Below are 26,823 nucleotides of genomic sequence, written 5' to 3' on the forward strand. Positions count from 1 at the left end.
TGGTAGGTGGTCTCTACTACCCCGACACCCGGCCCGACCGGAACGTGACCACCCCGCGGGCCGGCGCGGCGGTGATGCGCTCCCGGGCGGCTCCGTTGCCGGCGACGGCAAGTCCGCTGCTGAGGCCCGTAAAATGGACACCGCCAAGGAGGTGGACGTCGATGGGAAGCGCCGAGGAGCGACGTTTTGAAGTGCTGCGCGCCATCGTCGCCGACTTCGTCGCCACCAGGGAGCCGATCGGCTCGAAGGCGCTGGTGGAGCGGCATAACCTGGGGGTGTCCAGCGCGACCGTGCGCAACGACATGGCGGTGTTGGAAGCCGAGGGCTACATCACGCAGCCGCACACCAGCTCCGGGCGGGTGCCGACGGAGAAGGGCTACCGCGAGTTCGTCGACCGGCTCGACGACGTCAAGCCGCTGTCGGCCGCCGAGCGGCGGGCCATCCACAAGTTCCTGGAGTCGGGCGTGGACCTCGACGACGTGCTGCGCCGGGCGGTTCGGCTGCTGGCCCAGCTCACCCGTCAGGTGGCCATCGTGCAATACCCGACGTTGTCAACCTCGACGATCCGCCACGTGGAAGTGATCGCGCTGACACCGGCGCGGCTGCTGATGGTGGTCATCACCGACAGCGGCCGGGTCGATCAGCGCATCGTCGAACTCGGTGATGTCATCGACGATCACCAGCTTTCTCGACTGCGTGAGCTGCTCGGCCAGGCGCTGGAAGGCAAGAAGCTCCCGGTGGCGTCGAGGGCGGTCTCCGAGCTGGCCGGGCATTTCGACCGCAGCGACGGGCTGAGTAACGCCGTCGGGCGCGCGGCAACGGTGCTGCTGGAGGCGTTGGTGGAGCATAACGAGGAACGGCTGCTGCTGGGCGGGACCGCCAATCTGACCCGCAATGCGGCCGACTTCGGGGGTTCACTGCGACCCATCCTGGAAGCCCTCGAGGAGCAGGTCGTGGTGCTGCGGCTGCTGACGGCTCAGCAACAAGCCGGGAAAGTGACGGTGCGGATCGGTCACGAGACCCAAATCGAGGAGATGGCGAGCACGTCGATGGTGTCCACCGCCTACGGCACCTCGGATACCGTGTACGGGGGCATGGGGGTGTTGGGGCCCACCCGGATGGACTATCCGGGAACTATCGCTAGTGTCGCTGCAGTTGCTATGTACATCGGCGAAGTGCTGAGCGCTCGATGAGCACGCAGCCGCCGCCGGGCTTCAGGACAGTGGCGTAACGCGGACAAGACGCGACAAGACGCGGACAAGAAAGGTCAGGCGTGGCACGCGACTACTACGGTCTGCTTGGGGTCAGCAGGAACGCGAGTGAGGCGGAGATCAAACGCGCTTACCGCAGGCTGGCGCGTGAGCTGCATCCCGATGTCAACCCCGATGAGGAAGCGCAGGCGAAGTTCAAGGAGGTCAGCCTCGCCTACGAGGTACTGTCCGACCCGGAGAAACGCCGCATCGTCGACATGGGTGGGGATCCGCTGGAGAGCGCCGGCGCGTCCGCTAACGGGTTCCCGGGCTTCGGCGGGCTCGGCGACGTGTTCGAGGCGTTCTTCGGCGGCGGTTTCGGCGGTGCTACCGCTTCACGTGGCCCCACCGGACGGGTGCGTCCCGGCTCGGATTCGCTGTTGCGGCTGCGGCTGGACCTCGAAGAGTGTGCTGCCGGTGCCACCAAACGGGTGACCGTCGACACCGCGGTGCTGTGCGACCGCTGCCATGGGACGGGCACCAACGGCGACTCCTCACCGGTGCGCTGCGACACCTGCGGCGGGAGCGGCCAGCTGCAAACGGTGCAGCGCTCGCTGCTGGGGCAGGTGATGACGTCGCGGCAGTGCCCCACCTGTCACGGTGTCGGTGAGGTCATTCTCGACCCGTGCTACCAGTGCGGCGGCGACGGTCGGGTGCGTGCCCGCCGGGAGATCAGCGTGAAGATTCCCCCCGGGGTGGGCGATGGGATGCGGATCCGCCTGGCGGCCCAGGGTGAAGTCGGACCTGGAGGGGGACCGGCGGGAGATCTGTACGTCGAGGTTCACGAACAACCGCACGACATCTTTGTCCGTGAGGGCGACGACCTGCACTGCACGATCTCGCTGCCGATGATCGACGCCGCGTTGGGCACCACCGTCGTGATCGACGACATTCTCGACGGCGCCACCGAGGTCACCATCCCCCCGGGGACCCAGCCGGGTTCGACCATCACCTTGCGCGGCCGCGGCATGCCGCTGCTGCGTTCCAGTGCGCGCGGCGACCTGCACGTCCACGTCGAGGTGGTGATCCCCACCCGGCTGGACCATCGCGAAACCGAGTTGCTGCGTGAGTTGAAGATGCATCGCAACCGCGAGGTTGCCGAGGTGCGGCCGGTGCATGGCAGCGGTGGCGGACTGTTCAGCCGGCTGCGCGAGACCTTCACCGGCCGCTAGCCCTCCCGCCACGATGGGGGCGCCGTTGTTTTACGTCGACGCGCTGCCCGCTGCCGGTGCGCTGGCCGTTGTTGGCGGCGAGGAAGGTTTTCATGCCGCCAACGTGCGAAGGATCCGGGTGGGCGAGCAACTCCTGCTCGGCGACGGCGATGGTGTGTTGGCGCGCTGTGTGGTGGAGCGGGCCGGGCGCGGTGAGCTGTGCGCCCGGGTGCTGGGCCGCTGGCGCGTGACGCCCGGGCAGCCGCCGGTGACGGTGGTGCAGGCGCTGCCCAAGTCCGAGCGGTCCGAATTGGCGATCGAATTGGCCACCGAAGCCGGCGCCGACGCGTTCGTGGCCTGGCAGGCGGCGCGGTGCGTGGCCCGCTGGGATGGTGCCCGCGCCATCAAGGGTTTGCGGCGCTGGCGCGCGGTGGCCCGCTCGGCCGCCCGGCAGGCCCGTCGGGCCCACATTCCGCCGGTCGAGGGTCCGCTGTCCACGGCGGAGTTGACGCAGCGGATCCGCGAGCGGGTCGCCTCGGGGACCGTGGTGCTCGCCCTGCACGAATCGGCGACCGATAGGCTTGCCGATCTCGCTCTGAAGCCCGCCAACTCGTTGATGCTGCTGGTCGGCCCGGAGGGCGGGATCACCCCCCGCGAGCTGGCCGCGCTGTCCGACGCGGGTGCCGTCGCGGTGCGGCTGGGGCCCATGGTGCTGCGGACCTCAAGCGCGGCCGCGGTCGCGCTCGGGGCGCTGGGTGTGCTGACTCCGCGTTGGGACTGCCCCGGCAAAGACCCCGGGTCGTCGGCGCTTTTGGACGCTGACCGGGCCGGGTCGCTGGCGGTAGACTGAGGCGGCAACCACCCGAAACCACGGAAAGCAGGCATCAGAAACCACGTGACGCCCCGCGACACCGCTGCTGACTCTTCATCCTCTTCATCGTCGTCTCAGGTGCGCAGCAGCATCGATGTTCCGTCCGACCTCGTCGTGGGCCTGCTGGGTTCCGCTGACGAGAATCTGCGAGCGCTCGAACGTACCCTGGCCGCCGACCTGCATGTGCGGGGCAACTCGGTCCGCCTGTCCGGTGAGCCCGCCGATGTCGCGCTCGCCGAGCGGGTGATCTCCGAACTGGTCGCGATCGTGGCCGGCGGGCAGACGCTGACACCCGAGGTGGTCCGTCACAGCGTTGCCATGCTGGTCGGCGCCGGTAACGAGTCGCCGGCCGAGGTGCTCACCCTCGATATCTTGTCGCGCCGTGGTAAGACGATCCGGCCGAAGACCCTCAACCAGAAACGCTACGTCGACGCGATCGACGCCAACACCATCGTCTTCGGGATCGGTCCGGCCGGCACCGGCAAGACCTATTTGGCGATGGCCAAGGCGGTCAACGCGCTGCAAACCAAGCAGGTCACCCGCATTATCTTGACCCGCCCTGCGGTGGAAGCCGGTGAGCGCCTTGGCTTTTTGCCTGGCACGTTGAGCGAAAAGATCGACCCGTATCTGCGGCCGCTCTACGACGCGCTCTACGACATGATGGAGCCGGAGCTGATCCCCAAGCTGATGGCCGCCGGGGTGATCGAAGTCGCGCCGTTGGCGTATATGCGGGGGCGGACCCTCAATGACGCATTCATCATCCTCGACGAGGCGCAGAACACCACCGCCGAGCAGATGAAGATGTTTCTCACCCGGCTGGGATTCGGCTCCAAGGTCGTGGTCACCGGTGACGTCACCCAGATCGACCTGCCCGGCGGCGCCACGTCGGGTCTGCGGGCCGCGGTCGACATCCTCGAGGACGTCGACGACATCCACATCGTGGAGCTGACCAGCGTTGACGTGGTGCGCCATCGGCTGGTTTCGGAGATCGTCGAGGCCTACGCCAAATACGAAGCGCCCGGGCTGATGATGAATCGGGCCGCGCGGCGCGCGGCCGGTGTCCGACATCGCCGGTGAGGGCGCAGTTGGAGCGCAGAAGGCAGGTCAGCGCGTGAGCATCGAGGTTGCCAACGAGTCGGGCTACGACGTCTCCGAAACGGAGCTGATCAGTGTGGCCCGCTTCGTCCTCGACAGAATGGGCGTCAACCCGGCCGCCGAGCTGTCGCTGCTGCTGTTGGACACCGCGGCCATGGCCGATCTGCATCTGCGCTGGATGGACCTGCCCGGGCCGACCGACGTGATGAGCTTCCCCATGGACGAGCTCGAGCCGGGGGGCCGCCCCGATGCCCCCGAACCCGGGCCGTCCATGCTGGGCGACGTGGTGCTCTGCCCGGAATTCGCCGCCGAGCAGGCCGCCGCCGCAGGCCACAGCCTCGGCCAGGAGCTGGCGCTGCTGACTATCCATGGGGTGCTTCACCTGCTCGGCTACGATCATGCCGAGCCGGACGAAGAAGAAGAGATGTTTGCCCTGCAGCATCGGTTGCTGGAAGAGTGGGTCGCCGACCAGGTCGAGGCCTACGAGCAAGCTCGCCAGGCCGAGAAGGATCGCCGGTTGCTGGACAAGTCAAGGTATTTCGAGAATTGACCGGATGGGCCCCGCTGCTCGGAGCGATCCTGTTGATCGGTCTGGGCGGGTTGTTTGCGGCGATCGACGCGGCGATCAGCACGGTGTCGATGGCCCGGGTGCACGAGCTGGTCCGCGACGAGCGACCCGGTGCGGTGCGGCTGGCCAAGGTGATGGAACAACGGCCGAGCTACATCAACCTGGTGGTGTTGCTGCGGATCATCTGTGAGATCACCGCAACCGCATTGCTGGTGGCGTTTTTCTATGTGTACCTCAGCCTGGATTGGGGGTTGTTCGCCGCCGCGGCGATCATGGTGGTGATCAGCTTCATCGTCATCGGTGTCGGTCCGCGCACCCTCGGGCGCCAGCACGCGTATCCCATCGCTTTAATGGCCGCCCTTCCGCTGCAGGCGATTTCGTGGCTGTTGATGCCGATCAGCCGACTGTTGGTGGTGCTGGGCAACACCCTTACCCCGGGACGGGGATTTCACAACGGCCCGTTCGCATCCGAGATCGAGCTGCGTGAAGTCGTCGATCTGGCCCAGCAACGCGGGGTGGTCGCCGCCGACGAGCGCCGGATGATCCAGTCGGTTTTCGAGCTGGCGGACACACCGGCGCGCGAAGTGATGGTGCCGCGCACCGAGATGATCTGGATCGAAGGCGACAAACCGGTAAGCAGTGCGATATCCCTGGCGGTCCGCAGCGGCCATTCACGTATTCCGGTGATCGGGGAGAACATTGACGACATCCTCGGGGTGGTCTACCTGAAAGATCTTGTGCAGCACGCATATCACGCGACCGACCGGGGTGGGGAGCCAACGGTGGCCCAGGTGATGCGCCCGGCGGTGTTCGTTCCGGACTGTAAACCCCTCGACGCTCTGTTGCGGGAAATGCAACGGGATCGCAACCATATGGCGTTGCTGGTCGATGAGTACGGTGCAATCGCCGGGCTGGTGACCATCGAGGATGTGCTGGAGGAAATCGTCGGTGAGATCGCCGACGAATACGATCAGGCCGAGGTCGCACCGATAGAGCATTTGGGCGACAACCGCTACCGGGTATCGGCGCGGCTGCCGATCGAAGACCTCGGCGAACTTTATGGCGTGCAGTTCGGCGATGATCTTGACGTTGACACCGTGGGCGGTTTGTTGGCGCTGGAGCTGGGCCGGGTGCCGCTGCCCGGAGCCGAGGTGGTGTCCCACGGCCTGCGACTGCACGCCGAGGGCGGCCCGGATCATCGTGGACGGGTCCGGGTCGGCACGGTGTTGTTGAGCCGGGTTGACTCCAACGGTCAGGACGGTCGGGAGGACCGGTGTGATGACTGAGCCGCGGGATGCCGAGGACGCCAAGCTGGTGACGTTGGCGCGGGCTGCCATGGTCCGTACGGAGGCCGGCAGCGGTGCGGCGGTGCGCGACCGCGACGGTCGCACCTACACCGGTGTGCCGGTGCGGCTGTCGAGCCTGCAGCTGACCGCGTTGCAGGCGGCGGTGGCGGCGGCGGTGTCCAGCGGGGCGACCGGGTTCGAGGCCGCAGCGCTGGTGGGCGGCTCCGCCGACGACCCGGGTATCGCCGCGGTGCGGGAGCTGTCGGCCGCGGCCGCGGTCATCATCACCGATCGCAACGGCGTTGTGCTGCAATGACCGTGCCGATAATGCGCTCGGCGCGCCGGCTATGAGTGAGTTTCATTCGGGCTTCGTGTGCTTCGTCGGGCGGCCCAACACCGGGAAGTCCACGCTGATGAACGCGCTGGTCGGCTCGAAGGTGGCGATCACGTCGACCCGGCCACAGACCACTCGGCATACCATCCGCGGCATCGTGCACCGGGAGAACTTCCAGATCGTCCTGGTGGACACCCCGGGCCTGCATCGGCCGCGCACCCTGTTAGGCCAGCGGCTGGGTGACCTGGTCCGGAACACCTACACGCAAGTCGACGTGATCGGGCTGTGCATTCCCGCCGACGAGGCGATCGGCCGGGGGGACCGGTGGATCGTTCAGCAGCTTCGCGCGGGAGCACCCCGGACGACGCTCGTTGTCGTCGTCACCAAGATCGACAAGGTTCCCAAAGACCGGGTCGCCGCGCAGCTGGTCGCCGTGGACGAGCTGATGCGGTCCGTTGGCGGTCAGCAGGTCTCCGATATTGTCCCGGTGTCGGCGGTCACCGGCGAGCAGCTCGATGTGCTGATCGACGTGCTGGCCGCCGCGTTGCCGCCCGGCCCGGCCTATTACCCCGAAGGTGAGCTCACCGACGAACCCGAGGAGGTTCTCATGGCCGAGTTCATCCGCGAAGCCGCCTTAGAGGGCGTGCACGACGAGCTGCCACATTCGTTGGCGGTGGTGATCGACGAGGTCAGTCCGCGCCCGGGGCGGGATGACCTGATCGATGTGCACGCCCTGCTCTACGTCGAGCGGCCCAGCCAGAAGGGCATCATTATCGGCAAGGGCGGCGAGCGGCTGCGGAAAATCGGCACCGTAGCGCGCGACCAGATCGAAAGGCTGCTGGGCAGCAAGGTCTATCTCGACCTGCACGTGAAGGTGGCCAAGAACTGGCAGCGGGATCCCAAACAGCTGGGCAGGCTGGGATTTTGACCGCTCCCGCCGTCATCGCGCCGGCTGCTGCCCGCTGGGGACCGGTGGCATGTCGGTGTCGGTGTCCCACCACACTTCCGGTTGTTTGGTCGCCCAGCCGCAGAAAGCCTCTAGCTCGGCGGCCAGCGACACCAGCATGCCTTCGCTGTTGGCCGGCCCCATCAGCTGGACACCGATCGGCAGCCCGGTTGAGGTGAATCCGGCCGGGATGTTGATCGACGGCCAGCCCAGCAGGTTCCACGGCCATGTCACCGGGCAGGTGCTTATCATGAGCCGATCGGTGGCCCAGCCGCCCAGCCCGTCAAAGGCGTGCACCAGCGGCGGTGGTTGCGCGGTTGTCGGGGCCAGCACGACGTCGACGTACAGGAAGATCGAACCCACCCGGCTCCGGTCGGCCGCCTCGTGCGCCAGCGCGGTGCGCAACGCGGACTCCGAGAGCAGCCGGCCCAGGCGGATGTTGGCCACCGTGCGCGGATCCCAGGTGACGTCCGGACCCAGCCGTTCCGCCCAGTCCAGCAGGCCGGAGGTGGCCCGGCACAGGAAATCCCAGGACAACCGCACCCCGTAGTCCGGGTTGGCCGGCACCACGGTGTGGCCCAGCCGCTCCAGCTGTCCGGCCACGTTGTGCAGCGCGGCACGGATCTCCGGGTGCAGTGTGGCCCGAAACCCGGTGAACGGGAACTGCGTCGACATCGCGATCTTCAGCGGACCCGGCGCGGTGCCAAGGTAGTCGGAAACGGTCAGTGGCGGCGGTTTGTGCCGGTCGCCCTCGACGTTGCCGGACGCGGCGTCGAGCACCAGCGCCGCATCGGCCACCGTGCGGGCCAGCACGCCGTGGACGGTGACGCCGTGGAACGCCTCCGGCAACGGCCACGTGGAGATGCGGCCGCGTTGCGGCTTGATGCCCACCAGGTGCGTCCATGCCGCGGGGATGCGAACACTGCCGGCCCCGTCGGAGCCGATCGCGGCGGTGACCAGGCCCGCGGCCACCGCCGCCGCGCTGCCGCCCGACGATCCGCCCGGCGTGTGGATTCGCGACCAGGGGTTGCGGGTGTGCCCGAATCCGGGTCCACCGGTAAACGGCCACTGGCCGAGCTCGCAGGTGTTGGTCTTGCCGACGATCACCGCGCCCGCCGCCTTCAGCCGACGCACCACCTCCGCGTCGGCGGTGGCCGGAGCTACGTATCCCACGGTGCCGAAGGCTGTTGGCACTCCGGCGATGTCGACGTCGTCTTTGACCGCGATCGGCACACCCAGCAGCGGCGCGGTGTCGCCGGCGGCCCGCCGCCGGTCCGCCTCGACGGCTTCGGCCAGCGCCGAGTCGGTCAACACCACCCGGAAGGCGTTGAGCGTGGACTGGCTGCGGATGATGGCCTGCAGCGAACGGCGGACCAGCTCTTCGGAAGTCACCTCACCGTTGGCCAGCTGGTAGAGCTGATCCGTCAGGGTGGGAAACCGCGGATTGCCGGAACTGCATGGGCGAGTCATCGCTATCGAGCGTAGGGGTTACCGAGCGTACCGGGGTGCACACCACCGAGCGTATGGGGATGCCACCAACTTCGGGCGCGCAATGCCGACACCATTCCGGGGATATTTCAGCATCGATGCGAGACTGAGAGGATGCGGCCGTACCGGGATCGCGCGGTGGTGCTGCGCCAGCATAAACTCGGCGAAGCCGACCGGATCGTCACCCTGCTGACCCACGATCACGGGCTGGTTCGCGCCGTGGCCAAGGGGGTGCGGCGCACCCGCAGCAAGTTTGGCGCCCGCTTAGAGCCGTTCGCGCACATCGACGTGCAGTTGCATCCCGGCCGTAATCTGGACATCGTCACCCAGGTCGTCTCGATCGACGCATTCGCCGCCGGCATCGTCGGTGACTACGGCCGCTACACCAGCGCGTGCGCAATGCTCGAGACCGCCGAACGCCTCGCCGGCGAGGAGCGGGCCCCGGTCCCGGCTTTGCACCGGCTCACCGTGGCCGCGTTGCGGGCGGTGGCGGACGGGCACCGGCCCCGCGAACTGGTGTTGGATGCCTATCTGCTACGTGCCATGAGCATCGCCGGATGGGCGCCGGCGCTCACGGAATGTGCCCGCTGCGCCACTCCCGGTCCGCACCGGGCGTTTCACATCGCGGCCGGGGGCAGCGTCTGCTCACGCTGCCGGCCGGCCGGTGCGATCACGCCCCCGGTGGGTGTGCTGGGACTGATGTCCGCGCTGCGCGACGGCGACTGGGAAACCGCCCAAGGGGCGCCGGCGTCCCACCGGCGCCAGGCCAGCGGATTGGTGGCCGCACATCTGCAGTGGCATCTGGAGCGCCAGCTGCGGACACTGCCCCTGGTAGAGCGCACAGATCGGGCCGATCGCAGCCTCACCGGCCGTCGGGTATCGCTGGTCGGGCAGGATGTGGCCCATGGTGAGGAACCGGGTCGGCAGCTCCCGGCGGGCGGTTGAGCACCGGCCGGCCAGCGGCTACCCCCAGCTGGACCCGGCACCCCCCGACTACCCGACCTTTCCCGACACGTCGACGTGGCCCGTGGTGTTCCCGGAGCTTCCGCCCGCCCCTCACGGCGGTCCTCGCCGGCCGCCCCAACACACGTCGAAGGCGGCGGCCCCACGGATTCCGGCCGCCCAGCTGCCCAACCACGTGGCCATCGTGATGGACGGCAACGGCCGCTGGGCCACTCAGCGCGGACTGCCCCGTACCGAGGGACACAAGATGGGCGAGGCGGTCGTGATCGACGTCGCCTGCGGTGCTATCGAACTCGGTATCAAGTGGCTGAGCCTGTATGCGTTTTCCACCGAGAACTGGAAACGCTCCGCCGAGGAGGTGCGTTTTCTGATGGGGTTCAACCGTGACGTGGTGCGCCGGCGCCGCGAGAACCTCAACGCGATCGGTGTGCGGATCCGGTGGGTGGGCTCACGGCCACGCTTGTGGCGCAGTGTCATCAAAGAACTCGAAATCGCCGAGAAGATGACCGCGGATAACGACGTCATCACCATCAATTACTGCGTCAACTATGGTGGTCGCACCGAGATTACCGAAGCGACAAAGGAAATCGCGCGTGAGGCCGCTGCCGGAAGGCTAGACCCGGATCGGATCACCGAGGCAACCGTCGCCCGCCACTTGTACCGGCCCGACACACCCGATGTGGACCTGTTGCTGCGCACCTCGGGGGAGCAGCGGTCCAGCAATTTCATGCTCTGGCAGGCGGCCTATGCCGAGTACATCTTCCAGCACAAACTATGGCCCGACTATGACCGCCGCGACCTGTGGGCGGCCTGTGAAGAATACGCGGCACGCCACCGACGATTTGGGCGCGCATAATGTCCTCCCTGCGCGAGCGACTGGTCTTGATACTGGACGAAATCTTGCCCGTCGCAAAGGAACCCGATGGCGCGCTGACACTGCGTCACGACGGCACGTTCGCGTCGTTGCGGGTCGTGACCGTTGTCGAGGGCCTTGAACTGGTGTCGCTCACCCAGATGGTGGCCTGGGATCTGCCGCTGACCAAAAAGGTTCGCGACCGTGTCGCCGCGCAGGCGCGCACTGCGCAGTTCGGCGCGGTGGTCCTGGTCGAAAAGGCCGGCCAGGCAACCACCAAGGGCCACTGCGGCAAAACCGCGGACGTGATGCTGCGCTACAACTTTCCCGGCGCCGGCCTGACCGACGACGCGCTGCGCACGCTGATCTTGATAGTGCTCGACACCGGCGCCGAGATCCGCCGCGCGCTGACACGTTAGGTCGTTGGCCGGCTCCTCCTCGGCCCGTTCCGCCCGCATCGTTGCCGGACTGGGCCGGGCTGGGCCGGGCTAGCCCCGGGTTAGGCCGGCCGTTGGCACTGCGCGCAAGTACCGAAGATCTCGATGGTGTGGCTGACATCGGAAAATCCGTGTTCGGCCGCCACCGCGGCGGCCCACGTTTCGACCTCGCGGTCACCGACCTCCACGGTGCACCCGCAGTTGCGGCACACCAGGTGGTGGTGGTGATGTTCCGAGCAGCGCCGGTAGACCGCTTCGCCGGTGTCGGTGCGCAGGGTGTCCAGCAGGCCCGCCGCCGCCATCGACTGCAATGTCCGATACACGGTGGTCAGCCCGATGTTCTCGCCGCGCCGGCGCAACTCGTCGTGCAGCTCCTGAGCCGAGCGGAAGTCGTCAAGCGTCTCCAACAGCGTCGAGATCGCCGCCCGCTGGCGGGTGGAGCGCACGCTGGGTCGGGTCACGGGGTGTCCTCACCGGCGTGAGCGACCGCGTCGAGGACGATGTGGGCAAGGTGGTGATCGGCCAGCCGGTAGAGCACCTCGCGGCCGGAACGCTCGCCGGTGACCACACCCGCGGCCTTGAGGATCTTCAGGTGCTGGCTGACCAGCGGCTGCGGCACCCCCAGCGCGTCGACCAGCTCGTGCACGCAACGCTGGGATTCACGAAGCTGCAACACGATGGCGATCCGCACCGGCGCGGCCAGCGCGCGTAGCAGCTCACCGGCGGAGTCGAGGATTTCCCGCGGCGGTGGAGCGGGAAGCCTGGACAACGCCGACGTGCCCCCCCGGTGATCCGCGGCCACACCGGCGCCCGGCCGGGATTCGAGCGCGCCGCCCGCTGCGGTGGTCGTTGACCGGGACATGACCCTCACCTTCGAGCGACGCCGATGCGACGCGACCGAGAAACGCTGGCGGTTGACTCCACTGTCACATGCGTAATGATGCATGTCAAAGATCCCTGGTGCCGCTCGCTACGATGACTGGTGGTCTTGGGGCCAGCGGCCGGTCGCTCCTGCGCGAAGCTGCCCGAGATCACCGTCCCGCGTCCCAGACAGGAGTGCACCACCTCGTGGCGTCCGTCATCGACACCGTCGTCAATTTGGCCAAACGGCGCGGCCTGGTCTACCCCTCGGGGGAGATTTACGGCGGCACCAGATCCGCGTGGGATTTCGGTCCGCTGGGGGTGGAGCTCAAGGAGAACATCAAGCGGCAGTGGTGGCATTCGGTGGTCACCAGCCGCGAGGATGTCGTCGGGATCGACTCGTCGATCATCTTGCCCCGCGAGGTATGGGTGGCCTCCGGTCATCTCGAGGTGTTTCATGACCCGCTGGTGGAATCGCTGATCACCCATAAGCGTTACCGCGCCGACGAGCTCATCGAGGCCTATGAGGCCAAGCATGGCCACCCGCCGCCCAACGGGCTGGCCGATATTCGCGACCCGGACACCGGGGAGCCCGGCCGGTGGACCGAGCCGCGAGAGTTCAACATGATGCTCAAGACCTATCTCGGGCCGATCGAATCCGAGGAGGGGTTGCACTATTTGCGGCCGGAAACCGCGCAGGGCATCTTCATCAACTTCGCCAACGTGGTGACCACCGCGCGCAAAAAACCGCCTTTCGGCATCGCCCAGGTGGGTAAAAGCTTCCGCAACGAGATCACCCCCGGCAACTTCATTTTCCGAACGCGTGAATTCGAGCAGATGGAGATGGAGTTCTTCGTCGAACCGTCGACGGCCGCCGACTGGCACCAATATTGGATCGACAATCGACTGCAGTGGTATATCGACCTGGGGATCAAGCCCGACAACCTGCGGTTGTGGGAGCACCCCAAAGACAAGCTCTCGCACTACTCGACACGCACCGTCGACATCGAGTACAAGTTCGGCTTCGCCGGCAACCCGTGGGGGGAGCTGGAAGGTGTCGCTAACCGCACTGACTTCGACTTGTCCACGCACTCCAAGCATTCCGGGGTCGACCTGTCGTTCTACGATCAGGCCAGCGACACCCGCTACCTGCCCTATGTGATCGAGCCGGCGGCGGGGCTGACCCGCTCGTTCATGGCGTTTCTGATCGACGCATATGCCCAGGATGAGGCTCCTAACGCCAAGGGCGGGATGGACAAGCGCACCGTGCTGCGGCTGGATCCGCGGCTGGCGCCGGTCAAAGCGGCGGTGCTGCCGCTGTCGCGGCACCCCGATCTGAGCCCGAAAGCCCGCGATCTGGCGGCGGAGTTGCGCCGATGCTGGAACGTCGAGTTCGACGACGCCGGCGCGATCGGGCGGCGCTACCGCCGCCAGGACGAGGTCGGCACGCCGTTTTGCGTGACGGTGGATTTCGAGTCGCTCGAGGATCACGCCGTCACCGTGCGCGAGCGCGACAGCATGATGCAGGATCGGGTCGCCATCGACAACGTCGCGGACTACCTGGCGAAGCGGCTCAAGGGCTGCTGCTGATTCCGCGGGGAGGGGTTCAGAACCGCCCACCGCCGCCCAAGAGACCGCCGTCGCCGGGTCCCGGGGATCCGCCGAAGGAGGTGGGGCTCCAGCCACCGCCCCAGCCAGCACCCCAGCCACCGCCCCAGCCCAGTCCGCCGCCGAGGATGTCGCCGAGGATGATCCCGCCGAGCATCGCGCCCATCTCGCCGCCAGAGCCGGGGTAGCGCGCCGCATACGCACGTTGCGCGGACTCCACGTCGGCGGTGGCCAGCGACTGCGCCTGGGCGGCCAGCTCCGCCGCCTGGTTGGCTTGGGCGATCGCTTCGGGCAGGCTGGTCGAGCGCTGGTCCTGTGCGGCTTGCAGCGCCCGGTTCGCCTCGGCGAGCCGGGTGCGCGCCTCGGGCCCGACGCTGCCGCGACGGGTGTCGATGTAATCGGACACCGCCCGTACCCGCGATTGGGCGGTGAACAGCGCTTGCTCGAGCGTGCGGGTGAGCCGCTCGGTGGTGGCCTGCTCCTCGGCGACCATGGCCAGCAGCCGGTGCAGTTCCGCGGCCGCCGTGGTCAATTGGTGAAACGTCGCCAGCGGGTCGGCGGAGCCGTGGGCGTGCGCGGTGTCGAGGGCCTTAACCGCCGAATCGCGAGCGGCGGCCAGCTCGCGGGTGTGCGGGGTCGCCGCGGGCCGGGCGTTCTGCAAGTTCTGCAATCGGGCGTCGGCTTGCTCGATGCCCGCCCGGAGGTCGGCGACCAGCGACGGCAGCTCGGCGACGGCGTGGCGGATATCGCTGGACGCGCTGTCGACGGCGTCCAAAAGCGCACGGGCTTGCCCCAGCGCCGACTCGGCGGCACGGACGGCGTCGACCAAACCGCCCTGCTGCCCGCTGACCGGCCGCGCGGCAAGCTCACGGGCGCGGTCGATGTTCTGCTCGGCGAACGCCAGGCGTTCCTTGGCGGCGTCGACGTTGCCGGCTATCGACGTCAGGGCGGCAGCGTCGAATTCGCGGTGCAGCTCGCTGAGTCGCTGTGCCGCCGGAGCGATGCGGGCGGTCAGCTCGACGAACTGCTGGGTCAACCCGTCAAGCCGCGAGGGGGCGTTGGTCACCAGGTCCCGAAGCCGCTCGAACGCCGCGGTCTGCGACTCCAGTTCCCGATCGGCGCGCGCCGCCGAGACGATCACCCGGGTCAGCAGTTCGCGCCGCTGCTCCGGCGTCTCGGGTAGCGCGTCGTCGAGTTGTTGACGCACGGTGAACGCTTGGGCCAGGGCCGCTTTGGCGTTGTTGACCGCGCGGGTGAACGGTTCGGTCCGGTCTTCGCCGAACTCCTCGATCGCCAGCGCCAGCTCGTTGGCGCTGGTGCGTAACGCGTTGTCGACGGCGACCACCATTGTTCGCGACAGGCTGTCGAGCGCGTGCAACGGCAGCGCGGCGAGCGCGTCCGGGTCGGTCGGGTCGACTCGCCGGGCCGCCGCCAACTCCGCCGCCCGACGCCGTCCGCGCCGGTAGCGCACGATTAGCAGCACAACCAGCAACGCGATCGCGACGACACCCAATGCGGCCAATAGCGGCATCCATCCCGCTGACGCGGGCGGCGCGTCGAGCCCGTCGGCCGCGGCCACCGCCGCGCCGCTCCAGTCGCCCCGGCGCAGCGCCGGTTCGATCCGGTTGCGCCGCAGATCGTCGACCTGACGGGAGCCGATGCCGGGCACGCTCGACGGCACCAGGAAGGCATACGACCGGTCGAGTGTGGCCACCGCGAGCAGGGCGTCGAAGTCGCCCAGATCGCTCACCCGGCGGGTGCTTCGTGCCCAGCTCACCGCGCCTTGCCCGGAGAAGTTGTCGACATAGACCACCCAGAGCCGGATCCGCCGGTCGGTGTAGAGCCGGTCGATGGCCGATCGCACGGCGGCGCGGCCGGACTCGGTCAGCGCATTGGCGTCGTCGGTGATGTAGCCGGGCAGCCGCAACGGCGGTTGTGCGGTGGCGGCCGGCGCCACAAGCAGCGCCGTCGCGGCGAGCGCCGCTAGGACGGCGAGCAGACGAGCAACCCGCATGCGGCCAATCTAAACCCGTCGGCGATGCGGCCCGACCGGCCCGGGAACGAAGCGCCGGGTACCGCGGCGAGCCGCCACGGGCACGCTGAAACGCTTCCGGGCAATCGCGCTCCCGGCTGGCAGACTGTGTCTCAATGACTCAGCGGGACCCCTACGACGATTTCGACCGTCAGCGGCGGGTGCGGGAAGCACCCAAGACGGCGGGGCTACCGGGAACCGAAGGCCAGCACCGCTCCGCCTTCGCCCGCGACCGGGCGCGGGTGCTGCACAGCGCCGCGCTGCGCAGGCTGGCCGACAAAACGCAGGTCGTCGGGCCGCACGCGAGTGAGACCCCGCGCACCCGGCTCACCCACTCGCTGGAAGTCGCCCAGATCGGGCGGGGAATGGCGATCGGGCTGGGTTGTGATCCCGACCTGGTCGAGCTGGCCGGCCTGGCCCACGACATCGGGCATCCGCCGTACGGGCATAACGGCGAGCAGGCGCTCGACGGGATCGCCGCCGCCTGCGGCGGCTTCGAGAGCAACGCGCAGAACTTTCGGATCCTCACCAGGCTGGAACCCAAAGTCGTTGATGCCCAGGGGCGTAGTGTAGGGCTGAATCTGACCCGGGCGGCTTTGGACGCGGCCACGAAATATCCGTGGACGCGTTCCGGCGGGCGTGACAAGTTCGGCTTTTACCCTGAGGACGCCGAGGCGGCCGGCTGGGTTCGCCGGGGCGCGACCGCGGATCGGGCGTGCCTGGAGGCCCAGGTGATGGACTGGGCCGACGACGTCGCCTATTCGGTGCACGACGTGGAGGACGGCGTCATCTCCGGGCGGATCGATCTGCGGGTGCTCGCCGACGACGACGCCGCCGCGGCGCTGGGCAAATTGGGGGAGTCGGCATTCGCTCAGGTGCGGGCGGACGAGCTGATCGAGGCCGCGCAGCGGCTCGCCGGGCTGCCGGTGGTCGCCGCCGTCGGCAAGTACGACGCCACCCTGGCGGCGTCGGTGGCCCTCAAACGTTTGACCAGCGAGCTGGTGGGCCGGTTCGTCTCGGCCGCGATCGCCGCCACCCGCGCGGCTGCCGGTTCGCTGCCGGTGGCGCGTTACCAGGCCGACCTACAGGTGCCCGACCTGGTCCGCGCCGAGGTTGCCGTGCTGAAGATCCTCGCGCTGCAATTCATCATGTCCGACCCGCGTCATCTGGAGATGCAGGCCGCGCAGCGCGAACGAATCCACCGGGTCGCTCACTGGCTGCTCGCTGGGGCACCACGCACCCTCGACCCGATCTTCGTCCCGGCGTTCACCACCGCCGCCGACGACGGGGCCAGGTTGCGAGTCGTCGTCGACCAGATCGCCTCCTATACCGAAGGACGGCTGGAGCGGATCGAGGCGAATTGCGGGTAGCCGTGGGCTCTACACTGAGCCGGTGGCCGGTCGTATCCCAGATCGTGATATCGCCGCCATCCGCGAACGAGCCCGCATCGACGAGGTCGTCGGCGACTACGTCCAGCTGCGCCGCGCGGGCGCCGATTCGCTGAAGGGTTTGTGCCCGTTCCACAACGAGAAATCGCCGTCGTTTCATGTGCGCCCCAATCACGGCCATTTCCACTGCTTCGGCTGCGGGGAGGGGGGTGACGTGTACGCGTTCGTTCAGAAGATCGAACACGTCAGCTTCGTCGAGGCGGTCGAACTGCTCGCCGACCGGATCGGCTACCGGATCAGCTACACCGGCTCGGCCACCGGGGTGCGGCGCGACCGCGGCAGCCACAGCAGGCTGGTCGCCGCCAACGCCGCCGCCGCGGAGTTCTATATGCGGGCGCTGGAGTCCGAAGAGGCGGAGCCGGCCCGCCGATACCTGGCGCAGCGGAATTTCGACGCCGACGCGGCTCGGCATTTCGGCTGCGGGTTCGCCCCGTCAGGATGGGATTCGCTAACAAAACACCTGCAGCGCAAAGGTTTTGACTTCAAGGAGCTGGAATCTGCGGGGCTGTCTCGGGAGGGTCGCCGCGGCCCCATGGATCGGTTTCACCGACGGTTGCTGTGGCCGATCCGCAGCCCGGCGGGGGAGGTGATCGGGTTCGGGGCCCGGAGACTGTTCGACGACGACCCCATCGAGGCCAAGTACGTCAACACCCCCGAGACGCCCCTGTACAAGAAGTCGTCGGCGTTATTCGGCATCGATCTGGCCAAACGGGATATCGCCAAGGGCCATCAGGCCGTTGTCGTCGAGGGCTACACCGACGTGATGGCGATGCACCTGGCCGGTGTCACGACCGCGGTGGCGGCCTGCGGCACGGCGTTCGGCAGTGAGCACCTGGCGATGCTGCGGCGATTGATGATGGACGATAACTTTTTTCGCGGCGAGCTGATCTACGTGTTCGACGGCGACGCGGCGGGTCGGGCCGCCGCGCTCAAAGCGTTCGAGGGCGAGCAGAACCTTGCGGGCCAATCCTTCGTCGCGGTGGTCCCCGGCGGCAGGGACCCCTGCGATCTGCGGCAGGAGTCCGGGGACGGCGCCTTGCGCGATCTGGTGGCACGGCGAACCCCGTTGTTCGAGTTCGCGATTCGCACCACGCTCGCCGACATGGATCTGGACAGCGCGGAGGGCAGGGTGGTCGCGCTGCGCCGATGTGTGCCGATGGTGGCCCGGATCAAAGACCCCACCCTGCGCGACGAGTACGCCCGCCAGCTGGCCGGCTGGGTCGGCTGGGCGGACGTCGCGCAGGTGATCGACCGGGTGCGCGCCGAAGCGCGCAGCCCGAACCGCCCCGGCCGCGGCGGCCGGGCCCGCCGGGACGCGGCAGCACCCGGCGGCCCCGGCCCGGCCGAACCGGCCGCCCGTCGTCCGGACCCCGGCGACCTGACGCTGTGGCCGCAGCGCGAAGCGCTCAAGTCGGCGCTGCAATACCCCGCGCTGACCGGTCCGGTATTCGACTCGCTGGACGTCGAATGTTTCACCCATCCCGGCTATGCCGCCGTGCGCGCGGCCATCGCCGCGGCGGGCGGCGTCGCGGCCGGCGTCGCGGGGGGGCAGTGGATCGATGCGGTGCGCCGGCACGCGGCGTCGGCCGCGACCGCGGTGCTGGTCAGCGAGCTGGGAGTGGAGGCGATCCGGGTTGACGACGAGGACAAGCTGCCGCGGTATATCTCCGGCGTGCTGGCTCGCCTGCAGGAGGTCTGGGTGGGCCGGCAGATCGCTGAGGTGAAATCCAAGCTGCAACGAATGTCACCGGTGGAGCAGGCCGACGAGTACCACGCGCTGTTCGGCGACCTGGTCGCGATGGAAGCCTACCGCCGCGGCCTGTTAGAGCAGGCCACCGGCGATGATCTCAGCCCGTGAAACCCGGCGGCACTCAGGTGGCGCGTCGCGGTTTCTGCGGTTCGACGACGCTGGTCTGGCTGTCGATCTCGGCCAGGGTCACCATCCGGGTGTCGGGCGAGACGCGATTGGCGATGACGCGCCGCGCCGCCTCGATCGCGGCCTTGGCCGCGGGGCTGCCGACCACGGCGCGATAGGTGCCGACGATCTGCTGATAGCGGCGGCGCCCGGCTTTCGCCCCCAGCACGTAGCCGAGCGCCAGCGCGACCGCATACCGGATCAACGCAACCCCTCTCACCGACGGTGCGATTTGGTCCATCCTGCCTTACGGTCGCGCACCCACGCGGTACCGGGCCGATCTCCCCAGCTGGGCGCCGGTACGCTAGAGTCGTCGCGCGAACGGCGTGCCTGTCCGTGCGGACGGGTCGGATAGGGCGGTCCCCTGTAGCTCAACTGGCAGAGCGTTCGGCTGTTAACCGAAGGGTTGAAGGTTCGAGTCCTTCCGGGGGAGCGAGCGGTCACCGTCGCGGGCGCCCAGCCTCCCGCGGAAGCGAGCGAAGTCCGCCGGTAGCGGCAGATCGATCGGTCGACCGGGCCCGTGGCGGGCCCCGGGTTGAGCCCCGATAATTGTGCTGGCTGTGTCCCATGTGTTCCACAAATCAAAGCGCTCGGCGAATGGGTGAGAGTTCGATCACCTGGGCAGGGGACGCGTTGGTCGTCATCGACCAGCGCGCGCTGCCCCACGACGTGCGCCTGCTGCGGCTGACGAGTGTCGACGAGGTTATCGAGGCGATCAAGACGCTGGCCGTTCGGGGAGCACCCGCGCTCGGGGTGTCCGGGGCGTTCGCGGTGGCGTTGGCGGCGTTTGCGCACCCCGACGAGAGCACGAAGGTGAAGCTGGAGGCCGAGCGGGTTGCCGCGGCGCGGCCAACGGCGGTCAATCTGGCCCGGGGGGTGCAGCGGGCGCTGGCCCGGCTGCCGCTGGGCGCACCGGCCGTCCTGCAGGAGGCCCTGGAGATGTTGGCCGAGGACGCCCGCGTCAACCGGGCCGCCGCCACCCACGCCGCGGACCTGGTGCAGCGACTGTGTCCGGATCGGCCGTTGCGGATGCTGACCCACTGCAACACCGGGCGGCTGGCCACCGCCGAGTTCGGCACCGCCATGGGCGCGCTGCGGGTGCTGCACGCTCGCGGCAAGATCGAAAACGTGCTGGTCGGCGAGACCCGCCCGCTGCTGCAGGGCGCCCGGCTGACGACGTGGGAGCTGGCCGAGGCCGGCATCCCGCACCGGCTGATGATCGATTCGGCTGCGCCGTGGGCGATGGCCACCGGGCAGGTCGACTGCGTGATCGTCGGCGCAGACCGCATCGCCGCGGACGGCTCGGTCGCCAACAAGATCGGCACCTACCCGCTGGCGCTGGCGGCGCACCGTCATGGCATCCCGTTTATCGTCGTCGCACCCGAGTCGACGCGCGACCCGGCCACCGTGACGGGCCGCCAGATCCTCGTCGAGGAACGAGACCCGGCCGAGGTCACCCAGGTCGGTGGCGTGACCACCGCACCACCCGGCACCGAGGTCTTCAACCCCGCCTTCGATGTCACCCCGCCGGAGCTGATCACCGCCGTCGTCACCGAGAACGGGGTGGTGGGTGACACCAACGGCCTTGGGGCGCAACGTGATGTAGATCGCGCACCCGCTCTGACCGCGGGAACCCAGATCCTCGAGGTGGCCCGAAGACTGTACGCGCGCGGCTGGATGGCGGGTACGGCGGGCAATATCTCGGTGCGTGTCGCCGAGACCGCGGTGATCACCGGCAGCGGGCTGTCGAAGGGCGCGCTCACCGCGCAGGACCTGGTGACCGTGGAGATCGCCGATTCACGGCAAGTTTCGGGTACCCGACGCCCGTCGGCGGAGACCGCCATCCACACCGCCATCTACCGGGCCACCGGCGCCGGCGCCGTCGTGCACGTCCACCCGCCGTACGCAACTGCCCAGTCCGTCGGCGCGCCACCGATGTTGCGGTTCAGCGGCTATGAGCTCATCAAGGGGCTGCGGCCGGACTGACCGGCGGACGCCATCGACATCCCGGTGTTCGCCAACCACTCCGACGTGGCGCGCATCGGCGCCGACATCGAGCGCTATCTGCAAAAGCACCCCGACGCGGCGCCGGTGGTGTTCCTCGCCGGTCACGGCATCACCTCCTGGGGCGCCGACCTCGCGCAGGCCTGCGATCGCGCGGAATGCCTGGAGGCGATGTGTCAGCTGGCGGCCCTCACCGGCCGTCGCGAGATCGCCTCACCGCATCGCGGGAAGGAACCGGGATGACGCTGCTGGTGGTGATGGCCGACAGTGACGCCGCCGAGGTGCGGCTGCGCAGCGAGGACGCCGCGGTGATCACCGGCGAACTCGCCCGGCGGGGCATCGGTTTCGACCGCTGGCCGAGACGATGCCCGGGGTCAACCCCAAGACCCCGGCCCCCGAGATCCTGGCCTACTACGGTGACCGCATCGCCGCGCTCAATGCCGACGGGCGTTACCGCCACATCGACGTCGCCCGACTGCAGCCCGACGACCGCGACCCGGGGTGGGCGGCCAGGGCCAAAGCCGCCCGCGAGCAGTTCCGGTCCGAACACCGGCACGCCGAGGGCGAGGTGCGCTTTTTCGTCGCCGGCCGGGGCTGTTTCTACCTGCACCTGGCGCCCGAAGTGGTGGCGCTGGTCTGCACCGGGGGCGACCTGGTGTCGGTGCCGGCCGGCACCCGGCACTGGTTCGACATGGGTGAGCGCCCCGATTTCGTGGCGATCCGGTTCTTCGAGGAGCAAAGCGGCTGGGTCGGCGACTTCACCGGTGACCCCATCGGCGAACGGTTCCCCACGCTGGATCAGCTCGTCGCATGATCGCCGCGATCGTCCTCGACATCGAGGGCACGGTCAGCCCGACCGATTCGGTGCGTGAGAGCCTATACGGCTATACCCGGAGACATCTTCGGCGGTGGCTGGTCGATAACCGCGACGGTGCGGCCGCGGCGGTGATCAGCCAAACCCGCGCCCAGGCGGGGCGACCCGACGCCGATGTGGCGGCGGTGGCCGACATCTTGTGCGGTTGGCTGGATTCCGATGTCAAAGCCGAGCCGCTGAAAACCGCGCAGGGCCTGATCTGTGCGGAGGGTTTTCGCAGCGGCGCCCTGCACGGGGAGTTCTTCGGCGACGTAGCGCCCGCACTGCGCCGATGGCACGACGCCGGTATCTCCTTGTCCGTGTTCTCGTCGGGTTCTGTTCGCAATCAACAGGATTGGTTCACTTTTGCCCGTGGGGGAGAACTGGCCTCGTTGATCGGCTGGTGGTTCGACCTGACCACCGGGGGGAAGCGGGACAGCGCTTCATACCGAAAGATCGCGCACGCCATCGGTGTGCCCGCCGAGAAAATCTTGTTCCTGTCCGATCACCCCGACGAACTCGACGCCGCGGTGGCCGCGGGGTGGTCGGTCCTGGGGGTCGCCCGGCCGGGCGAGCCGAACTCGCCCCGTTCCCCGCACCGGTGGGTTAGCTCATTCAGCGAGGTCGACCTGCGCCAGCGGTGACGTGGTGTCCGGCGCCGGGCGTCCCGACGGCGCGGGATACCCGTTTTGAGGGCAAAGGTCTGGCACCCTGGGAGGCGCCGGATTCGTGGGCCGACGACGTCGCCGAGGCGATCCACCCACTCGGAGCAGGGTGCGCAGCGCCGGCGGCTACCCTTCGGGGTGATCCGGCAGCCAGGGCCGCCGCCCCCGGGGGCCGTTCGAGAAGGGTAGGGATTGCATGGGGCGCTCGCATCTCATCGCGCACTGGGATCCGGAGGACGTGCCGGCCTGGGAGGCCGGCAACAAAATCATCGCCCGGCGCAACCTGATCTGGTCGGTGATGACCGTGCACCTGGGGTATTCGGTGTGGTCCCTTTGGTCGGTGATGGTGTTGTTCATGCCCGAGAGCGTCTACGGGTTTTCGGTGGCGGACAAGTTCCTGCTGGGCGCCGTCGCCACCCTGGTCGGGGCCTTTCTGCGGCTGCCCTACTCGTTGGCGACGGCGACCTTCGGCGGGCGCACCTGGAGCGCCTTCTCGGCATTCCTGCTGCTGATCCCCACCCTGGGCACGATGGTGCTGTTGGCCCACCCGGGGCTGCCGTTGTGGCCGTATCTGGTGTGCGCGGCGCTGACCGGACTGGGGGGCGGCAATTTTGCGGCGTCGACCACCGTCGCCAACGCTTTTTACCCGCAGCGGCTCAAAGGCACGGTGCTGGGGCTCACCGGTGGGGCCGGCAATCTGGGGGTGCCGACGATCCAGTTGGTCGGGCTGCTGGTCATCGCCATTGCCGGCAACCGGCAGCCGTATTGGGTGTGCGCACTCTACCTGGTGCTGCTGGCGATCACCGGCATCGGAGCGACCCTGTTCATGAACAACCTCGAGCAGCACCGTGTCGAGGTGGGTCAGCTGCGGGCGATCCTGGCGGCTGTCCTCTCGGAGCGCGACACCTGGCTGCTTGCGCTGCTTTACCTCGGCACGTTCGGCTCGTTCATCGGTTTCGCGTTCGCCTTCGGCGAGGTGTTGCAGCTCAACTTCATCGCCGGCGGGCAAAGCCACCGGCAGGCCGCGCTGCACGCCGCGCAGATCGCCTTCCTCGGACCGCTGCTCGCGTCGCTGTCGCGGGTCTATGGCGGCCGGCTGGCCGACCGACTCGGCGGCGGGCGCGTCACCCTGATGGTCTTCGCCGCCATGTTTCTGGCCGCCGGAATGCTGGTCGGCGTCAGCACCATTGACGATCACACCCCGGGCCCGGCCGGCGGGGCGCTGCTGGCGGGCTACATCGTCAGTTTCATCATCCTGTTCGTCTTGTCCGGGATCGGCAATGCCTCGGTGTACAAGATGATCCCGACGGTCTTCGAAGAGTGCCGGCGCGAGCTGGGAGCCGGCGGTGCCGAGGAGCGCGACTGGTCCCGAGCGCTCTCCGGGGTGGTCATGGGGTTGGTGGCGGCGTTTGGCGCGTTGGGCGGCTTCGCCATCAACCTGGCGCTGCGGCAGTCCTACCTGGGCACTGGCTCGGGGACGGTGGCGTTCTGGATCTTCATGGTGTGCTATGTGGCCGCCGCGCTGTTGACCTGGACGGTGTATGTGCGCAGGCCCTTCCCGCGGCTGGGATCGCAGGAGCCGCCGATGCGTCCACAGCTGGCGGAAAGCGCCGGCAGGTAGCTCAGGCGGCGCAGCCGGGGTACGACCAAGCTAAAAGCCCGGCAAGGCGGGTGGCCGCGGCTCAGCCGGTCGCGTCGGTCTGCGCCGGCTCCGGGTGTGGCAGCGTCCGGTCGCCGGCGCTCACCGGCCGGGCAGCGGTCGCGAGGGTGTGCCGGTCATCGGGCGGCAACAGCCGCCACAGCAGGAACCCGAGGCACACCACACCCCAGGCAAACAACACCGCCATGTCGAACAGCCACCAGCCCCAGTAGTGGGTCCACAGCTGGTCGTGCGGGACCAGCGGATCGGCCCGGCGCAAATCAACCGTGGCGGCCGAGGCCGCAAACCCCCACCGGGCAGGAACCAACCAGGAGATCTGGTCGAACCCCGGCTGGCCCACCAGCGGAACCAGCCCCCCGTCGAACACCAGGGACGCCAGAATCACCAGCACGAGCATTGGTGGGATGTGCTGGGTGGAGGCTGCCAGCGCCGAGAGGGCCAGCCCCATGAGCGCCGACACGATGGCCGTCGCGGCGACCGCGGCGTACAACTCGACGACGGCGTTGCCGAGCACCACGGCGCCGTGCCTCGGTGGGCCTTTGCCGAGGACCACGATGGCGGTGACGACGGCGGCCTCGACCGCCGCGGCCCCGACGAACACGATGACCTTGCCCGCCAGGTACGCGAACGGCGATAGCCCTGCGGCTTCCTCGCGCCGAAAGATCCAGCGTTCGCCGACCGGGTCGTAGATCGTCAGCGCGGTGCCGATGATCACCGCCGCGATGTTGAGCAGAACCAGGATCTCACTGGCCTCGTGGGGGTTGCTCCCGTAAGGATCCGCCTGGCTCAGGCCGGTACCGCCGGGCAGCGCGAACGCCAGCGCCCCCAGCACGAACGGCAGGAGCGCCAAAAACAGCAGGCGGACGTGGCCGGCGGTAAGCAGACGGGCCTGGCGACGGGCCACCAGGATGATCTGGCGCCCCGGGCCGGGGTGCGTGGGTGGCGGCGGCAGGGGGCTGCCCGGAGACGGCACCCCGGGAATCGGCGCAGGCCGGCGGGACAGGAACGCTTGATGGGTACCGTGGGGGTCGCTGCGCAGCCGCGCCATGATGTCCGCCCAGTTGGTCGTGCCCATCGCCTCGGGGATCCCAGCGGGCGGTCCAGCGTAGGCGAGGGTGCCGGCGGAGGTGAGCAGCACCACCTGGTCGCACAGCGTCGGGTCACTCGGTGTTGCCGTCACCGCCACCACCACGCGGCCGGTGTCGGCGAGCCGCCGCAGCATCGCCATCATGCCTCGGCCCGGCTCGGGGTCCGGGCCGGTGATCGGCTCGTCGAGGACGAGCAGCGACGGCGCGGTCAGTAATTCCACCGCCACCGACGCGCGCCGGCGTTGGTCGGCGGACAGCTTGCCCCCCCGGCTAGCCCGGTGCGGGCCCAACTCCACCTCGCCCAGCACGTGGTCCACCGCGCGCCGGCGATCATCGGCGGAGGTGTCGGGCGGCAGCCGCAGCTCGGCGGCGTAGGCCAGGGCTTGTTCGACGGTGAGCTGACGGTGCACCAGGTCGCCGCGCGGCACCATTCCGATGCGGGAGCGCACGCTTGGAACGCGCACGTTGTGACCGTCCAGGGTGACCTCGCCGGAGGTGGCCGGCTGCGCGCCGGCGAGGAGGTTGATCAGGGCCGTGTTACGTGCGCGGGACGGCCCAATGACGGCGGTCAGGGTGCCCGGGCGGGCCCTGAGCGAAATGTCGGCGAGCATCTGATGGCCGTCGACGACGAGCCCCAGCCGATCCGCGTTCAGCCCGGCCGGGCCGGGTGCGGCCGTGACCGGCGGCTCGGGAGCGCCGCTGGCGGTCACCGCCGGGCACGGCCGAGACGTCGCCGTCTCGTCGGCGACGGCATCTGGGCGTGGTAACGGCTCAGTCGTGGGCGGCCCGGGTCGGCGCATCGGCCTGGTGGTTGGCTCCTCGGGCCGCCGTGGCCGGGCCGCCGGCGGGGGTGGCTGAGCCGGGCGCTGGGCCGGCGGCGCGGCCGCCAGGTTTTTCGGGCGGCTGAATCGAAGCGGCGTAGCCCAACGAAGCGGCTCGGTTGTTGGCTCCTGCGTCTCAAGCCCGGGCCGGTCCGGTTGAACCGGGCCCCCACCGGGGGGTAGCGCGGTGGTGAGCCCCGCACCGCCCGGTGGTCGCGCCGGGGGTTGCGCCGGCGCGCCGGCCGGATCGCCGAGCCGGAAAAGCAGCCGCGGCCCGTCCCGCGGGTCACCGAGGGTGACGGTGAGACCGTCGTGAATGTCGACCGTGGACACTCGGATGCCGTCGAGGTAGCTGCCGTTGAGGCTGCTGTCGATGGCCACCCAGCGGCTGCCGGTGAAGCGCAATACCAGGTGGATGCGCGATGTCCATTTGCTGTTGTCCAGTTCATCGAGGCGGATGTCGCATCGGCCGTCCCGACCCACCAGAACGTCGCGACCGGGGGGGAATACGTACCTCACGGGCCCTGCCCACACGGTCAACGTCGAGGCAAACGCCCCGGTCCGCATCGCCGCCACCTTTCGTCACCCCGTCGCGCCGGGCCGATCGATGCTTATCTCCCACTGGG

Annotated in this window: 23 protein-coding genes, 1 tRNA gene and 1 pseudogene; 19 read left to right on the forward strand and 6 right to left on the reverse strand. The window is 68.9% G+C overall.

The annotated features are described in order from the left end of the window. Nucleotides 1-161 precede the first annotated feature (161 nt). From hrcA to era, 8 genes are all read left to right on the forward strand, one after another. Nucleotides 162-1,193 carry a heat-inducible transcriptional repressor HrcA gene (gene hrcA, locus QJR12_RS07100; protein ID WP_300580153.1) on the forward strand — a complete coding sequence of 344 codons (1,032 nt, stop codon included), beginning with the start codon at nt 162-164 and terminating at the stop codon, nt 1,191-1,193. 80 nt (nt 1,194-1,273) lie between these two features. Further along, the gene (dnaJ, locus tag QJR12_RS07105; protein WP_300580155.1) at nt 1,274-2,422 is read left to right on the forward strand and encodes a molecular chaperone DnaJ; all 1,149 of its coding nucleotides are present in this window, start codon (nt 1,274-1,276) and stop codon (nt 2,420-2,422) included. Between the two features lie 13 nt (nt 2,423-2,435). Then, nucleotides 2,436-3,251, forward strand: a complete 816-nt coding sequence (locus QJR12_RS07110; RefSeq protein WP_300580156.1) for a 16S rRNA (uracil(1498)-N(3))-methyltransferase — start codon at nt 2,436-2,438, stop codon at nt 3,249-3,251. Nucleotides 3,252-3,296: 45 nt separating this feature from the next. Next, on the forward strand, nt 3,297-4,349 hold the full coding sequence (locus QJR12_RS07115) for a PhoH family protein (protein WP_300580157.1): 1,053 nt from the start codon (nt 3,297-3,299) through the stop codon (nt 4,347-4,349). Between the two features lie 34 nt (nt 4,350-4,383). Continuing rightward, nucleotides 4,384-4,917, forward strand: coding sequence for an rRNA maturation RNase YbeY (ybeY, locus tag QJR12_RS07120; protein WP_300580481.1), 534 nt, complete (start codon nt 4,384-4,386; stop codon nt 4,915-4,917). Further along, complete coding sequence (locus tag QJR12_RS07125; RefSeq protein WP_300580159.1) at nt 4,914-6,221, forward strand: hemolysin family protein; 1,308 nt, start codon at nt 4,914-4,916, stop codon at nt 6,219-6,221. Before ybeY ends, QJR12_RS07125 begins: the two co-directional genes overlap by 4 nt. Beyond that, the gene (locus QJR12_RS07130) at nt 6,214-6,537 is read left to right on the forward strand and encodes a cytidine deaminase (protein ID WP_300580161.1); all 324 of its coding nucleotides are present in this window, start codon (nt 6,214-6,216) and stop codon (nt 6,535-6,537) included. Before QJR12_RS07125 ends, QJR12_RS07130 begins: the two co-directional genes overlap by 8 nt. A gap of 31 nt (nt 6,538-6,568) precedes the next feature. Next, entirely contained in the window at nt 6,569-7,483 is a 915-nt protein-coding gene (gene era / locus QJR12_RS07135) for a GTPase Era (protein WP_300580162.1), read from the forward strand. A gap of 12 nt (nt 7,484-7,495) precedes the next feature. Here era and QJR12_RS07140 read toward each other — a convergent pair whose 3' ends face one another. Next, the gene (locus QJR12_RS07140) at nt 7,496-8,971 is read right to left on the reverse strand and encodes an amidase (protein ID WP_300580164.1); all 1,476 of its coding nucleotides are present in this window, start codon (nt 8,969-8,971) and stop codon (nt 7,496-7,498) included. Nucleotides 8,972-9,103: 132 nt separating this feature from the next. On the opposite strand from QJR12_RS07140, the gene recO reads away from it, so the two are divergent. Genes recO through QJR12_RS07155 form a run of 3 tightly spaced genes read left to right on the forward strand, consistent with a single transcriptional unit; the run spans nt 9,104 to nt 11,224 of the window. After that, nucleotides 9,104-9,934: a DNA repair protein RecO gene (recO, locus tag QJR12_RS07145; protein WP_300580166.1), complete on the forward strand. Its 831-nt coding sequence runs from the start codon at nt 9,104-9,106 to the stop codon at nt 9,932-9,934. Beyond that, nucleotides 9,894-10,808 carry a decaprenyl diphosphate synthase gene (locus QJR12_RS07150; RefSeq protein WP_300580168.1) on the forward strand — a complete coding sequence of 305 codons (915 nt, stop codon included), beginning with the start codon at nt 9,894-9,896 and terminating at the stop codon, nt 10,806-10,808. Before recO ends, QJR12_RS07150 begins: the two co-directional genes overlap by 41 nt. After that, nucleotides 10,808-11,224 carry a hypothetical protein gene (locus QJR12_RS07155; RefSeq protein ID WP_300580169.1) on the forward strand — a complete coding sequence of 139 codons (417 nt, stop codon included), beginning with the start codon at nt 10,808-10,810 and terminating at the stop codon, nt 11,222-11,224. The genes QJR12_RS07150 and QJR12_RS07155 overlap by 1 nt, the downstream gene beginning before the upstream one ends. Before the next feature lie 80 nt (nt 11,225-11,304). On the opposite strand, the gene QJR12_RS07160 is transcribed toward QJR12_RS07155, so the two are convergent. Together QJR12_RS07160 and QJR12_RS07165 are read right to left on the reverse strand one after the other, a co-directional pair. Continuing rightward, nucleotides 11,305-11,703 carry a Fur family transcriptional regulator gene (locus QJR12_RS07160; RefSeq protein WP_300580171.1) on the reverse strand — a complete coding sequence of 133 codons (399 nt, stop codon included), beginning with the start codon at nt 11,701-11,703 and terminating at the stop codon, nt 11,305-11,307. Continuing rightward, nucleotides 11,700-12,104 (reverse strand): metalloregulator ArsR/SmtB family transcription factor, encoded by a 405-nt coding sequence (locus tag QJR12_RS07165; RefSeq protein ID WP_300580173.1) that lies wholly within the window; start codon nt 12,102-12,104, stop codon nt 11,700-11,702. The genes QJR12_RS07160 and QJR12_RS07165 overlap by 4 nt, the downstream gene beginning before the upstream one ends. Before the next feature lie 194 nt (nt 12,105-12,298). Between QJR12_RS07165 and QJR12_RS07170 the strand changes: the two genes are divergently transcribed. Further along, nucleotides 12,299-13,693, forward strand: coding sequence for a glycine--tRNA ligase (locus QJR12_RS07170; protein ID WP_300580174.1), 1,395 nt, complete (start codon nt 12,299-12,301; stop codon nt 13,691-13,693). A 16-nt stretch (nt 13,694-13,709) separates the two neighbouring features. Here QJR12_RS07170 and QJR12_RS07175 read toward each other — a convergent pair whose 3' ends face one another. Beyond that, entirely contained in the window at nt 13,710-15,725 is a 2,016-nt protein-coding gene (locus QJR12_RS07175; protein ID WP_300580176.1) for a TPM domain-containing protein, read from the reverse strand. Between the two features lie 134 nt (nt 15,726-15,859). On the opposite strand from QJR12_RS07175, the gene QJR12_RS07180 reads away from it, so the two are divergent. Beyond that, nucleotides 15,860-17,113, forward strand: coding sequence for a deoxyguanosinetriphosphate triphosphohydrolase (locus tag QJR12_RS07180; RefSeq protein WP_300580178.1), 1,254 nt, complete (start codon nt 15,860-15,862; stop codon nt 17,111-17,113). A 22-nt stretch (nt 17,114-17,135) separates the two neighbouring features. After that, entirely contained in the window at nt 17,136-19,049 is a 1,914-nt protein-coding gene (gene dnaG / locus QJR12_RS07185; RefSeq protein WP_300580180.1) for a DNA primase, read from the forward strand. A 13-nt stretch (nt 19,050-19,062) separates the two neighbouring features. On the opposite strand, the gene QJR12_RS07190 is transcribed toward dnaG, so the two are convergent. Continuing rightward, a complete protein-coding gene (locus QJR12_RS07190) occupies nt 19,063-19,347 on the reverse strand; it encodes a hypothetical protein (RefSeq protein WP_300580181.1) in 285 nt (94 codons plus the stop codon). Between the two features lie 119 nt (nt 19,348-19,466). On the opposite strand from QJR12_RS07190, the gene QJR12_RS07195 reads away from it, so the two are divergent. The 5 genes and pseudogenes from QJR12_RS07195 (at nt 19,467) to QJR12_RS07215 (ending at nt 24,249) form a co-directional block, all read left to right on the forward strand. After that, nucleotides 19,467-19,539 (forward strand) — tRNA-Asn (locus QJR12_RS07195). A gap of 164 nt (nt 19,540-19,703) precedes the next feature. Then, a pseudogene (gene mtnA, locus QJR12_RS07200) lies at nt 19,704-21,353 on the forward strand (S-methyl-5-thioribose-1-phosphate isomerase). A 121-nt stretch (nt 21,354-21,474) separates the two neighbouring features. Beyond that, entirely contained in the window at nt 21,475-21,924 is a 450-nt protein-coding gene (locus QJR12_RS07205; protein ID WP_300580183.1) for a cupin, read from the forward strand. After that, nucleotides 21,921-22,607 carry an acireductone synthase gene (gene mtnC, locus QJR12_RS07210; protein WP_300580184.1) on the forward strand — a complete coding sequence of 229 codons (687 nt, stop codon included), beginning with the start codon at nt 21,921-21,923 and terminating at the stop codon, nt 22,605-22,607. The genes QJR12_RS07205 and mtnC overlap by 4 nt, the downstream gene beginning before the upstream one ends. 217 nt (nt 22,608-22,824) lie before the next feature. Continuing rightward, on the forward strand, nt 22,825-24,249 hold the full coding sequence (locus tag QJR12_RS07215) for a nitrate/nitrite transporter (protein WP_300580185.1): 1,425 nt from the start codon (nt 22,825-22,827) through the stop codon (nt 24,247-24,249). Between the two features lie 61 nt (nt 24,250-24,310). Here QJR12_RS07215 and QJR12_RS07220 read toward each other — a convergent pair whose 3' ends face one another. After that, a complete protein-coding gene (locus tag QJR12_RS07220) occupies nt 24,311-26,716 on the reverse strand; it encodes an ATP-binding cassette domain-containing protein (RefSeq protein WP_300580187.1) in 2,406 nt (801 codons plus the stop codon). Nucleotides 26,717-26,823: the final 107 nt, after the last annotated feature.

The sequence above is a fragment of the Mycobacterium sp. genome (assembly GCF_029961025.1).
Classification (GTDB): domain Bacteria; phylum Actinomycetota; class Actinomycetes; order Mycobacteriales; family Mycobacteriaceae; genus Mycobacterium.